Source organism: Vibrio sp. OPT41, assembly GCF_015163595.1.
GTDB classification, from domain to species: Bacteria; Pseudomonadota; Gammaproteobacteria; order Enterobacterales; family Vibrionaceae; genus Vibrio; species Vibrio alginolyticus.
On sequence record NZ_JADDYH010000014.1, the window covers coordinates 51,862 to 64,374 of the forward strand.

Sequence of the window (12,513 nt, forward strand, 5' to 3'; positions counted from 1 at the left end):
TTATGATCTCTCTGATTGGCGAATAAGCAAATACAGCAAGTAGATACCTCCAATACTTATGGTTATTACGCCGACGGGTAATTGGTGTGGTGCAAATAAATTAACGGCAGTGAAATCGGACAGAGTGAGTAACATCGCTCCCATCAATGCTGAGGCCATCAGTCCCACCGAGCCATCTTTGGTTAGCTTTCTAGCAAGTTGTGGAGCGACTAAAGCGATGAATGAAATCGGGCCCGTAGCGGCGGTGACTGCTGCTGTCAAAATAACGCCAGATAGCATCGCTAACCGCCGAGTGCGTTCACCACTTACGCCAAGCATTGCGGCATTGTCATCACCCATTTCTAAAAGGTTTAACTTTCTGACAAGTGTTGCAGATATGACAAAAGCGACAGCAATAAAAACAAATGATGGCAAAATTTTATTCCATCCCAGCCCATTCAGTGTACCAGCACCCCATATGGCGGCTGTCATCGCTGTCTCCAACTTGCTTGTGAGCATCAGCCAGCTATTAAAAGCGCTTAACATGGCGCTGATGCCAATACCAATGATGATTAATCTAAATCCTTGGATTCCTTGTTTGTATGCCAGCAGGTATACAGCCGTTGCTGCAATTAAGCCGCCTGTGATTGCACCAAATGCAACCTCAAAATAGCTTCCCCCAAATACAATGATGACGACTAGTGCACCTGTGTACGCGCCAGTGTTAAAGCCAATAATGTCAGGGCTTCCTAATGGATTACGGATGAGTGATTGAAAAAGTGCACCACTGACTCCGAGCGCTGCGCCAAAAACAAGCGATGCAAATAACCTCGGTAGTCGCCATTCAAGAATCACAATTGAAGTGAATTGTTCAGCTGTGCCGAATGCGACCTCAACAAGATCGGTCGGGCTTGTTCTTAGCTCTCCTTGAGATAAAGCGAAGGTGGCAATGATTGTTGTGGCTATTGTAAGCAAAATGCACCAAGCGACAGTTCGTTTGGATATTAGAAAATTGAAACGGCCGCTTTTGCGGCCAAGTAGGTAAGTGCCTGATGGTTGCATTAGAGTTTACCAAAGGAGTTCAGTTTACGAGCGAGGTAGATTAGGACTGGGGCCCCGACAAATGCTGTCACAATAGAGACTCGGACTTCATTGACAGCGATAACACGGCCAATGATATCGGCGCTAATCAAAAGGAGAGGACCAAGAACCATTGCATAAAGCGTTAACCAGCGTTGGCTTGAAGAAGCCAGCTTTCGAGCTACGTGTGGGATCATCAAGCCAACAAAGCCAATTGGGCCAGCAAGCGCTGTGGCACTGCCACATAAAATAGCGATCACCAGCAGGGCTAAAGCTTGCGTCTGTTTGACATTCGTACCCAGTCCTTGCGCAACATCTTCACCAAGGGCTAAATTGTCCAACCCTGGGGCAATCAATAACGCGACGATCAATGCAAATGTAATGGGAGCGATGGCCGTAAAGGTCAAAGAGAGGTTTCTGATATCTAACGAGCCAGCGTCCCAGAAACGCATTTCGTCAAAGGCTTGAGGGTTTAAAAGCGTAACCGATGACGACACTCCCGCAAGAAGTGCACCTAGAGCCACACCGGCAAGCGTAATTTTTAATGGATTCACTCGGGCTTCTTTATATGTTCCTATGAAATAGACAAACAAACTCGTAGTGAGAGCACCGAGAAAAGCGAACCACAGGTGTTCACTCATCAAATGGTTACCGAAAATTGCGACACCAATAAGCACGAAAAAGCTGCTACCAGCATTCACACCAAGGATACCGGGGTCTGCAAGGGGATTGCGTGTCAAAGATTGTATTAACGCACCTGCCACAGCTAACGCCGCTCCGACCGGCAACCCAACGAGGGTTCGTGGGACTCTTGCTTCGACGATTATTTGGCTTGCTGTTGATGTTACTGTGCCTCGCAAGCTTTCAAACACAATGCTTGGCGATATACTTTTGGCACCGATCACCAAGCTTAAGATGCATGTGAACAGCAGTAAAGCACATAAAGAAAATAACGTTAAAGAGTGGCGATAAGTACGTTTTTTACGGGAGTCTGGCGTTTGGGGGAGTGCCGTTTTACTTGGTAAGAGAGAAGAGATTAAAGGCAACTTATGAACACTCATAAATACAATTGTAAATAATTATCATTGCCATTATTGTAACTTGATGCGTAGAATGTTCAAGCAATAAGCATCCTCTTTCAACGTGTTGATTTCACGACTCACAATATTTGACGTAAGAAATAATGAAAATGCCCAAAATTATGCTGGATTTCAGCTTACTTAAAGAAAACCCGAATTTTAGAATGGTATTTATTGCAAGGATGATGTCGATTCTTGCTCTTGGCATGATGACCGTCGCTGTACCAATACAGATACATCAAATGACTGGCTCAACCCTTCAAGTCGGAATGATCATGGCATTAGATGGCATCGGCATGTTTGTCGGGTTGCTCATCGGGGGCGTTTTGGCAGATAAATACGACCGACGCAAACTCATTCTATTCGCCAGAACAACGTGTGGCATTGGATTTGGGGCGTTAGCCTTAAACAGCCTATTGGCGGAATCTTCCTTGGTTGCACTTTATGTACTTTCTGTGTGGGATGGCTTTTTTGGCGCGATGGGAATGACGGCCTTGATGGCTTCGTTGCCCGTTATTGTTGGGCGAGAGAATTTGCCCTCAGCGGCGGCACTGAGCATGCTTACTGTTCGCATGGGAATGGTTTTGTCACCAGCGATTGGTGGGTTGCTCATCTCGTTTGGTGATGTCAGCTGGAACTACCTTGCTGCTTCAGTTGGTACCTTGTGCACCTTATTCCCGTTGTTCAGACTTCCTTCCATGAAACCGAGTCATGACGCACCAGAAAATCCGTTGTTGTCATTGTATGAAGGCGTAAAGTTTCTCTTTTCGAACAAGGTAGTTGGGTGTGTGGTTGTTTTTGGCACCTTAGAAACACTCGCAACAGCGGTTAGAGTTATGTTTCCCGCGTTGGCTCTTGAGACATTTACCGGAAATGCCGCGAATGCCGGATTGATGTACTCAGCGATCCCATTAGGCGCAATGGTCGGTGCATTGACGTCAGGTTGGGTAAAGCAATCTCAACGGCCGGGAATGGTTATGATCTATGCAACTATGGGAACATTTTTAGCCATTGTGGCCATGGGATTGGCAGGAAACTATTGGTTATTCCTTAGTATATTGGTGATATACGGATACTTAGGTTCTGTGGCTTCGCTTATTCAATATTCTATTGTCCAAGGACATACCCCGGATCATTTATTAGGCCGTGTAAGCAGTTTATGGACAGCGCAAGACGTAACTGGAGACTCAATGGGTGCTATTGGATTAGGTGCTTTAGGTAAGGTTATGGCGCCAGCAATGTCGATATTTTCATTTGGATTGGGGGCGACAGGGGTAGGGATGTTAATGGTTATTCTGTTCCGCCCGCTGCGCCGAGCAAAGCTATTTGATCCTGCTTTGGCTCCGCCACCAGAGCCAACCGGTTCAGCAAAAGAAGCCACAGCGACAAGTTAGAATAAACCGCCCTATATGGGCGGTTTGTTTTCTATTGAGCACTGAAAAGTGTTTCAATGTTCTCAAGTAAATTCATGGAGCTGTAATAATCAAGTCTAAATGAATCATTACCCATTGCGTAAACATGGTGATCTCGAACCGCTTTCAAATGGGCGATGAACTTATTTTCTCGTAATTGCTGAATCACAGGTGCTTCTGCGGCGAACAAAAGTATGGATTGACCTGTTATCGCATCGGCAAAGTTCTCACCATTGACTGGAACAATATCTTTTCGTTGTCCCATTTGATGATTGTCTGTGAGTGGTTCTGGGATTTCACTTAACTCAAACCCTAAAGCTTGCAAAACTCTTCCTTGGGCGGAGTTTACTGTCCAAAAATTAGCGCCACGACCATCGCCATAATACACCATAGCAGTCGTTGGTTGAGGTGGCAGTTTAATGCGTTCTTTGATTTCTGCGACCCTATGATTGAAGCGTTGAATTGCGTTTTCCGCTTGTGTTTTCCGATCAGTAAAGGATGCCAATAGTCGGGCAAGCTCTTGCCAGCTTTTATCGTCGTAATTAATAACCAGAGTCGGAGCGATAGCTGAGAACTGGTCATACATTTTTATTGCAGAGTCACCACCCGTTGCGGACACAATAATCAAATCTGGTCGTTCTTTGGCGACGGCTTCTGCATTAGCTAGGCCTTGATATAGTGGTTTAACGTTTCTTTGATTGGCAACGGAGCGCCATTGATAAAAATACCCGTCTTTATCTGCGACAGGACTGTTGGAAAGCGTCCCTCCCGAAGCAATTACTGGAGCATCAATAGCCAAAAGTGTTCCTGTGATCGAAACACTGGTGGAAACGATGCGCTTGGGTGGTGATGTCAGTGTGATGTCACCATAGCTTGACGTTATTTTCTTTGGCCAACCGTCTGAAACAGTTAATGGCTTAGACGTCTGGTCTGAAATTGCAGCATCATTGCATGCCGACAATAAGGTTAGAAAAAGCAGCCCTATAAAAATTCTCGCATAGTGGTGTCTCATCATTAGTTCCCGTGGTTAATCGCTCTATAACGAACGCGTATGACTTCATTATTGGTAGAAGGTAGCTACTTTATTGCGAACTACTATCATTATCAATTGATTTTGTCTTTGCTGCTGCTTACTATTGGTTAAATGATAATTGTTACCATTTGTTTCTTTGTTCATAAACAACGTCGACCAATTCCTATATAGGAAATAACTTACTAAGGATTATAAAAAATGGCGATTCCCAAGATTGCTGGCTACGAAATACCAGAAGTTGATACTTTCCCTGATAACAAAGTCAACTGGAGTATTGAGCCAGACAAAGCGGTGTTATTGGTTCACGACATGCAGGATTACTTTATTAACTTCTTTGATAAAGCCAAGCAACCTATCCCACACTTACTTCGCAATGTACAAAACGTTGCGCAGGCTGCTCGTCATGCGGATATTCCCGTGGTTTATACAGCGCAACCTGCGAATCAAGATCCTAAGGAACGTGCTTTACTAACGGATTTCTGGGGAACGGGGCTCACGCAAGAAACAGAAATCATTGCAGAAGTTGCTCCAGAACAAGGTGATATTCAGTATAAAAAATGGCGCTATAGCGCGTTTAAGAAGACGCCTCTGTTAGATTGGATGAGAGAAGCGGGGCGTGACCAACTGATTATTGTCGGGGTCTACGGTCATATCGGTATTTTGTCCACTGCGCTTGATGCATTTATGCTAGACGTTAAGCCCTTCATTGTCGGGGATGCGATTGCAGACTTTTCTTTGGAAGATCATCAGTACGCGTTGAAATACGTTGCAGGCAGAGCGGGTTGCATTAAATCAATGTCGCAGGTTATCAATGAAATAGCACAGGGTGGGCAACTGAAGTCAGAGCTGAGCCTAGCTTCCATGCGTGTTGATGTCGCAGAGATTCTAGATATGGATCTTGAAGAAGTTGATGTTGATGAGAACCTAATGTTTTTAGGCCTAGACTCCATAAGAGCAATGACGTTATTTGAAGCTTGGAGAAAGCAGGGCATTGATATTGCCTTTTCGGACATCATGCAAAAAACCACCTTAAGAGAATGGTGGCAAATGATTGAATCGAATTTGGAAGTTGCCGCTTAGAGCTAAAGTAAAAACCGATTTCTGATGAAATCGGTTTTTTTATTATGAAGAGAATTGTTCTCTTAACACTTTCTTGTTTATTTTGCCTACCGGAGTTTTCGGTAAGGCTTCAGCAAAATGGATTTGGTCAGGAATCTTGAATTGAGCAAGTCCTTGACTGTGCAAGAAGCGTTTTAGTTCAACAGGTTTTGGTTTCTGGTTGCTTTCAGGAACAATAATCGCACAGCTGCGCTCGCCCAGAAACTCATCAGGTATGGCGACTAAAGCGACATCATGTACGCTGTCATGTTGAAGTATCAGGTTTTCTACTTCTTCTGCGGCGATTTTTTCTCCTCCTCGGTTGATTTGGTCTTTATCACGTCCAGTAACAATGATGTTGCCGTCAGAGGTTAGCCGAACGAGATCTCCCGTGGCGTAAAATCGTTCTGCGTTAAATGAACGTTGATTGTGTTCTTTGGCGCGGAAATAACCTTGGATCGTATATGGGCCTCGGGTTAATAGTGCACCTTCTTCACCAACAGGGACGGGTTTGCCTTCGTCATCAACCACGAGCACTTCATCGTCTGGCGACATTGGCCGCCCTTGTGTTTTTACGATGACATCAATCGAGTCATCTAAACGTGTATAGTTGACCAAACCTTCCGCCATTCCAAAGACTTGTTGTAATTGGCAGTTTAGCTTATTAGGTAGCTCTCTGGCTGTGGTTTCACTGAACTTGGCGCCACCAACTTGCACAAATTTAAGGCTAGAAATATCGTCATCGGCAGTCTCTGCATGTTTCATCCAAAGTAACGCGAGTGGTGGTACAAGAGCGGAGACGGTGATCCTATGTTGTTCAATCAGCTTGAACGCATTTTGTGGTGAGCTATCTTGTGCCAATACTACACAGCCTCCAGCAAAGAAAACGCCTAACGCACCCGGGGAACTTAATGGGAAGTTATGTGCTGCTGGCAATACGCACAGATAGCGTGTTTGTTCACTGAAGTTACATATTGCATTACTTGCGATAACGCTATATGCGTAGTCATTGTGTGTTCTTGGGATCAGCTTTGGAGTGCCTGTAGTGCCACCAGACAGCTGGAAGAAAGCTACATGGTTAGCATTGCTGTTTTGAGCAATACCTTGCGCTTCATAAAGCGTGCTTAATTCGGTAATTTGAGAATCTACCGATTGGTCTGTGTGAATGAGGTATGACAATGATGCACATTCATCCTGCAAAGTTAAGGCCGTCTTTTGGGCATCAAAACCCGGCGTGTCATCAGAGAAAATATACGCTTTTGCTTGTGCGTGACGACAAAAATAGCTGAGCTCAAGAGTTCGGTGAGCTGGCAGTGCAACAACTGGCTTTATCCCTTGCATGGTTAGTGCAAAGAAGCAGATATAAAACTCCGCTCGATTGCTGATTTGCATGACAACATTGTCACCCGATTTCAGGCCTAATGTAATGAATCCTGCGGCGAGCTGGGTGACTTTGTCATGCAACTGTTGAAAGGTGTATGAGCATTCACCACTGATGATGGCTAAAGCATCTGGATGAGTCTTAACCGAGTCCAGCAAATGGTCGAATAATGTTTTATCTTGCCAATATCCCTTTGCCCGATAGTACCGAGCGGACTCTTGTGGCCATGGTGTAAAATCTAACGTGTGCTGTATGTTCGTCATGCGTTCTATACCGTAAGCAATTCGTCAATTTGAATACCAGCAGCACGTAAAATTGTTCCCATCTTCGCTCCTGTTTCATCTAGCTCACTTTGAGGAGAAGAGTCCATGACGATACCTGCACCCGCAAAAACGCACATTTCGTGCTGGCTTACTTCTGCGCAGCGAATGGTTACCACCCACTCACCATTACCCCTTGCATCACACCAACCAACCATGCCGGTAAAGTAGCCACGGTCAAAGTTCTCTATCTGCTTAATGGCTTGATAAGCCGAATTTCTTGGGAACCCACAAACCGCTGGAGTAGGGTGGAGCTCGGCCGCGATTTGCAGTGCACTCGTTGTTGGATCGTCTGCCTGACCTTCCAATACGGTCGACAAGTGCAGCATTGTTTCCGTTTCAATCACTGAAGGCACCATGGGAGTAAACAGGTTGTGGCAATAACGACTCAAGACTTTTTCAATTTCTTCGACAACAAAACTATGTTCATTCAGATCCTTTTGGGTATCTAACAAGGAAGCACGTAAATGAAGGTTTTCTTGAGTGTTTTGAGATTTGGGACGAGAGCCCGCTAACGGGTTAGAAATCACGTGACCGCCTTTTTTGGCCAGTAGTAGTTCCGGACTGGCTCCCATCAACTTAACCCCACTTCCAATGTCTGAAGCAAAGGTGTAACCATTGGCATTGATGGACAATAAGTTACGCAGTAGCACTGTTTGGTCGATTGTGTGATCTGTTGCCAGCCTGAGTGAGCGTGAAAGTACGACCTTTGATAGCTCTGTGGTATCAAACAAATTCAAGAGAGTAGATACCCCTTGTTTATAATCGTTTCCGGTTGGAGCAGACACTATGGTCGCTTTATTTGAACTTTGTTTATCTTGTCCTCTTGCTCTGTGGCTACTGGAAACATAAAGCTTCTCTGGGATAACAAATCTTGTTGGCGTATTTTCATCAAAAGGAACGCTGGCAAACAAGACAGGGTTGTCGTTGTATTCAGACTTTGCTTTTTCCAACATTTCATTGGCTTGAACTGCCAGTTGTGAAAATGGAATGGCTTGCTCAAGTTGTTGTTCAATACCGACGCCTAGCATCGAACTATGGGGGGAAGCAAAGAAGAAAGGGGACTCATCTAATCGCGCATCCAAAATCTCATCAGTCATTTTGGAGAATCCAACAACTTCACGTTTCATAAATCTAACCTCTAAATATTACGTTACTCATATTTACAAATTGTTTCACATGCAAATGTAGTGCTAGAGTATAGGTGAGAATGATTATCAACATCAAACGATAATTAATTGCATTTTAATAAGGAGCGATAAATGACGTCAGATTTCTGCTACCACTTGAATGTTGGGGTAAGGTAAATGAATAGTACTTTTGAAACGGTACTCCTCACTGGATCAGGTAAAGGTATTGGTTATGCTGTGTTGGAACATCTGTTAGAAAATGGCTATCGAGTGGTAGCGACAGATAAGGATATTTCGTTTTTGAATCAAAGTATTGAAGCTCTTCGAGCTCGCTTTGATGAATCTAGGTTATGTTGTTTCGAATTGGATTTATTAAAACACGATGAGGTGAATGACAAAGTTTGCCAACTCGATCGTGAGTTTCAGTTTGACCATTTAGTGAGTTGTGCTGGAATATTGCATCTGGGTGCCGTGAACGATATGTCTTTGGATGAGATCAAACAAATGTTTGATGTAAATACCTTTGGTGCTTTGGCGTTAATCCAAGCGATTTCAAACAGCATGAAAGATAGACAGCAGGGAAACATTGTCGTAATTGGCTCAAATTCGGCAAATACACCTAGGTTGAATATAGGGGCATATGCAGCAACAAAATCAGCCTTACATATGCTAGTGAAGTGCGTTGGTTTGGAACTTGCTGAAAAGGGCATTCGCTGCAATCTTGTTAGCCCTGGTTCAACGAGAACAGACATGCAGACCCAGCTATGGAACGTCAACTACGGCGAGAATGAAGTCATAAAAGGCAACTTAGAGCAATATCGGCTGGGGATTCCATTGGGGCAAATGGCAGAACCAGAAGACATAGCTAAAGCAGTTCTCTTTCTGATGTCTGATGGTGCTAAACAGATCACAATGCATGATCTTCGTGTGGACGGAGGGGCTACGTTAGACAACTAATGAAGCCGGGCGTTATGCCCGGCTAAATAGTTAAGCGATCTCAGAATGAAGGTATTCGTTTTGGTAAGCAATCTTAACAGCTTCATCGAGTTTAGATAAGAAGCTTACGGAATCATCCCAGTTCAAACACTCGTCGGTAATCGACTTGCCGTAACACAACTCTTCTGAATTCAATGCTTGGTTACCACCTTGCAAAAAGCTTTCACACATCACACCTGAAATGCTCGTTTCACCTGCGGTCAATTGATCGCAAATGTTATTGATAGCATTGAGTTGGTTTTTTGCAATCTTACCACTGTTGCCATGACTGCAGTCGATAATGAGGCTAGGTGCTAACTTGTTGTACTCAAGGTCATAAGCAGTACTACGAACATTTGGACTAAAATAGTTTGGAGCCAATCCTCCACGAAGAATGACATGACAATGGGGGTTGCCTGGTGTCTGGAGTACGATTGGATGCCCATTGGAACCGAAAGTCACCAGTAAGTGAGAGTCTCCTGCCGCATGTATTGCGTCAATGGATATGGAGGTGTTTCCGTCTGTTCCATTTTTAAAGCCAATAGCACAATGAAGTGCTGATGCAAGTTGTCGATGAGGTTGTGACTCTGTTGTACGTGCTCCAATCGCCCCCCAGCAAACAAGGTCAGCAATATATGGAGCAATGTTTGTATCGAGAAATTCTGTTGCAGTAGGGACGCCTAGCTCTAGTATCGATTTCAATAATGAGCGGCTTTGATAGATACCTTGCTCTAAATTGAAATCGCCTGTTAACTCTGGGTCGACGATAAAACCTTTCCAACCTTTTCGTGTTCTCGGCTTTTCGAAATACGTTCGCATGACAATTTTTAACGTTTGACTAAATTGTTTTTGAACTTTGGCTAATCTATTCGCGTATTCCAAAGCTGCATTAGGGTCATGGATTGAACACGGGCCAATGATCACAAGCATACGCTGATCTTTTCCCGATAGAATATCTTTGATCTCGTCACGTTGAGTCTCTATAAAACGCTCTAAGCGCTCATCTACTCCAGATTTAGATAACACAGTGTGTAGTGTAGGGAGTTGTATGGCTGACGCTGCGTTGATGGTGTTGTGTAAAGGTTGCATGACTAATATCCAAATAAACCAAAAGACAAAAATGTAATGATGTTCTATTAGAATTGATAATGGTTCTCATTTCGATTCCGGGGTAGATAGTGTGAAACATTTTGTAACTTGTCAATACTGGTGGTAGTAAATAAGAGCGAAATTGTATATTTAAATTATGCACTGGCTTTGTTGCGGAAATCGAATGGACTAAACCAAAATCTTACGATCAGATCAGGGAGATTCATTCACAGACTTTGATTTCATGCCTAAGCCTCGCTACAAAACTATTAACTAGAGCAAGTACAATAACTCCTTGGCTAACTGAGGTTCACTCACGTTTTGGATTGACGAAGAGGCGATAGCTGAGTGGAAGCAACCCAGACAGAATAGACGTGGTCGCCCCGGATTGTTTAGTGACCTTGCTATCACGACCACTCTCATTGTAAAGCGCGTCTTTTCCTTACCTTTAGCCTACAAGGCTTCATCGATTCTGTTTTTAGATTGGCAGAGTTCCCATTGGTTTGTCCCAATATTCTTGTATCAGTCGCCGAACTATGTATGATTTTGATGTTCATGCGTACAAATGGATCAACCTACGGGGCGTACATAGTGGTCAATCTAAAGCGGTGGCGTTATTGATTCAAAATGGTGCTGATGCATGTGCTCGTGACGAACGTGGTAACACCGAATCGATGGGGCATTAATTAAAGGTGAGCTATCAATCGCTAAACCCCTTTTTCAACAGACCTATTCTGACCGTCCCAATAAAGATCGGTAACATTATCTGAGTTTGCCAAGATGTCTGGGCAGGCTGATACGCTGAAAGAGTTTGTGAACAAAGATAAGTGACAACAGCTTTCAAAACGATCATCGATATAAGATAATAATTCTCATTATAAAATAATTTTTGTAAGTTTTATGAAGCTTTTTCCGTGGTCTGATAACTTGGTTTCCCTCTACCTAAGCGTGGATTACAGCCCTGATTTTATATCGAATATAGAGTTGCAAGGTATCCATTTACCAAGTAATTTTTGTAAAGCGGCACTTAAGCGCCGTTGTGAATTCTTGGCAGGACGAGCGTGTGCGCACCAAGCGTTAACCTATTTAGGTCATGAAACTGCCGGCAGTATTGGTATTGGTCGTGGGAATGAACCTGTTTGGCCTGAAAATATTGTTGGGTCTATTTCCCATTGTGTGGGACATGCTGTCGCATCTGTTGCTCACTGTAGTGAAGATGTCGTTGGGGTAGGGGTAGACATTGAGAAAGTGATGTCTCGTCAGTGGGCGAATCAACTATCATCACAAATTGTCTCGCTTAATGAACGGCATCACGCTGCTCACTTTGATGATATTTGTCAGTTTCTAACGCTAATATTTTCCGCAAAAGAGGCTATCTATAAAGCGATTTTCCCTACCGTTCAACAGATTTTAGATTTTGATTCAGTCGTTCTTGAGCAGATTGATTGCTATAGACAAGAACTGACTTTTGCGACAAGCCTTATTCTCGATGAATATTTGAACAGTGAGGTGAATATTAAAGTCCGCTATTCAATGATGGATGATACACATTACATTACATGGTGTGTGATTGGTGAACATCACCTGAAACACTAACTAATTAAATACTGGTAAATCCCCAGCTAAGCTGGGGTGACTCGCATAGGTTTGACCATGACAACGGTGTAACTTCTTTTCTCGACCAAAAGTAAAGAGGAAACAACCTATGCGAGGCTATAAGAGTCTGTCTCATACCCGTTGGGATTGTAAATACCATGTGGTTTTTATACCGAAAAAGAGACAAAGATTGATATATGGTGCACTGCGAAAACATCTAGGTTCAACGTTTCATGAGTTAGCGAAACGGAAAGGCGTGACTATTGAGGAAGGGCACTTGATGAAAGATCATGTTCACATGTGTATCAGCGTCCCCCCCCCCACACACACACAGACATAGA

General features: G+C 43.8%; 11 protein-coding genes and 2 pseudogenes. 7 read left to right on the forward strand and 6 right to left on the reverse strand.

Going from position 1 to position 12,513, the window contains the following annotated elements; all coding sequences use genetic code 11:
- Together fepG and IQP38_RS03915 are read right to left on the reverse strand one after the other, a co-directional pair.
- Window positions 1–1,041, reverse strand: coding sequence for an iron-enterobactin ABC transporter permease (fepG, locus tag IQP38_RS03910; RefSeq protein WP_193837329.1), 1,041 nt, complete (start codon window positions 1,039–1,041; stop codon window positions 1–3).
- Window positions 1,041–2,120 (reverse strand): iron chelate uptake ABC transporter family permease subunit, encoded by a 1,080-nt coding sequence (locus IQP38_RS03915; protein WP_017821442.1) that lies wholly within the window; start codon window positions 2,118–2,120, stop codon window positions 1,041–1,043. The genes fepG and IQP38_RS03915 overlap by 1 nt, the downstream gene beginning before the upstream one ends.
- Window positions 2,121–2,248: 128 nt before the next feature.
- On the opposite strand from IQP38_RS03915, the gene entS reads away from it, so the two are divergent.
- A complete protein-coding gene (gene entS, locus IQP38_RS03920; RefSeq protein ID WP_010648822.1) occupies window positions 2,249–3,532 on the forward strand; it encodes an enterobactin transporter EntS in 1,284 nt (427 codons plus the stop codon).
- A gap of 31 nt (window positions 3,533–3,563) precedes the next feature.
- Here entS and fepB read toward each other — a convergent pair whose 3' ends face one another.
- Window positions 3,564–4,562: a Fe2+-enterobactin ABC transporter substrate-binding protein gene (gene fepB / locus IQP38_RS03925; protein ID WP_193837330.1), complete on the reverse strand. Its 999-nt coding sequence runs from the start codon at window positions 4,560–4,562 to the stop codon at window positions 3,564–3,566.
- 219 nt (window positions 4,563–4,781) lie between these two features.
- On the opposite strand from fepB, the gene IQP38_RS03930 reads away from it, so the two are divergent.
- On the forward strand, window positions 4,782–5,663 hold the full coding sequence (locus tag IQP38_RS03930) for an isochorismatase family protein (protein WP_017821445.1): 882 nt from the start codon (window positions 4,782–4,784) through the stop codon (window positions 5,661–5,663).
- 42 nt (window positions 5,664–5,705) lie between these two features.
- Here IQP38_RS03930 and IQP38_RS03935 read toward each other — a convergent pair whose 3' ends face one another.
- Together IQP38_RS03935 and IQP38_RS03940 are read right to left on the reverse strand one after the other, a co-directional pair.
- Window positions 5,706–7,325 carry a (2,3-dihydroxybenzoyl)adenylate synthase gene (locus tag IQP38_RS03935; RefSeq protein WP_170897317.1) on the reverse strand — a complete coding sequence of 540 codons (1,620 nt, stop codon included), beginning with the start codon at window positions 7,323–7,325 and terminating at the stop codon, window positions 5,706–5,708.
- A 5-nt stretch (window positions 7,326–7,330) separates the two neighbouring features.
- Window positions 7,331–8,512 (reverse strand): isochorismate synthase, encoded by a 1,182-nt coding sequence (locus tag IQP38_RS03940; RefSeq protein WP_017821447.1) that lies wholly within the window; start codon window positions 8,510–8,512, stop codon window positions 7,331–7,333.
- Window positions 8,513–8,689: 177 nt separating this feature from the next.
- On the opposite strand from IQP38_RS03940, the gene IQP38_RS03945 reads away from it, so the two are divergent.
- The gene (locus tag IQP38_RS03945) at window positions 8,690–9,469 is read left to right on the forward strand and encodes a 2,3-dihydro-2,3-dihydroxybenzoate dehydrogenase (protein ID WP_017821448.1); all 780 of its coding nucleotides are present in this window, start codon (window positions 8,690–8,692) and stop codon (window positions 9,467–9,469) included.
- Between the two features lie 30 nt (window positions 9,470–9,499).
- On the opposite strand, the gene IQP38_RS03950 is transcribed toward IQP38_RS03945, so the two are convergent.
- A complete protein-coding gene (locus IQP38_RS03950; RefSeq protein ID WP_170897318.1) occupies window positions 9,500–10,576 on the reverse strand; it encodes a 3-deoxy-7-phosphoheptulonate synthase in 1,077 nt (358 codons plus the stop codon).
- A gap of 295 nt (window positions 10,577–10,871) precedes the next feature.
- Between IQP38_RS03950 and IQP38_RS03955 the strand changes: the two are divergent.
- From IQP38_RS03955 to tnpA, 4 genes and pseudogenes are all read left to right on the forward strand, one after another.
- Window positions 10,872–11,109: pseudogene (locus IQP38_RS03955) on the forward strand (transposase); the annotation flags it as partial.
- A gap of 3 nt (window positions 11,110–11,112) precedes the next feature.
- A complete protein-coding gene (locus IQP38_RS03960) occupies window positions 11,113–11,262 on the forward strand; it encodes a hypothetical protein (protein WP_017634313.1) in 150 nt (49 codons plus the stop codon).
- A 214-nt stretch (window positions 11,263–11,476) separates the two neighbouring features.
- Window positions 11,477–12,172 carry a 4'-phosphopantetheinyl transferase family protein gene (locus IQP38_RS03965; protein ID WP_193837331.1) on the forward strand — a complete coding sequence of 232 codons (696 nt, stop codon included), beginning with the start codon at window positions 11,477–11,479 and terminating at the stop codon, window positions 12,170–12,172.
- A gap of 109 nt (window positions 12,173–12,281) precedes the next feature.
- Window positions 12,282–12,491 (forward strand): annotated as a pseudogene (gene tnpA, locus IQP38_RS03970) (IS200/IS605 family transposase); the annotation flags it as partial.
- Between the last annotated feature and the right edge of the window lie 22 nt (window positions 12,492–12,513).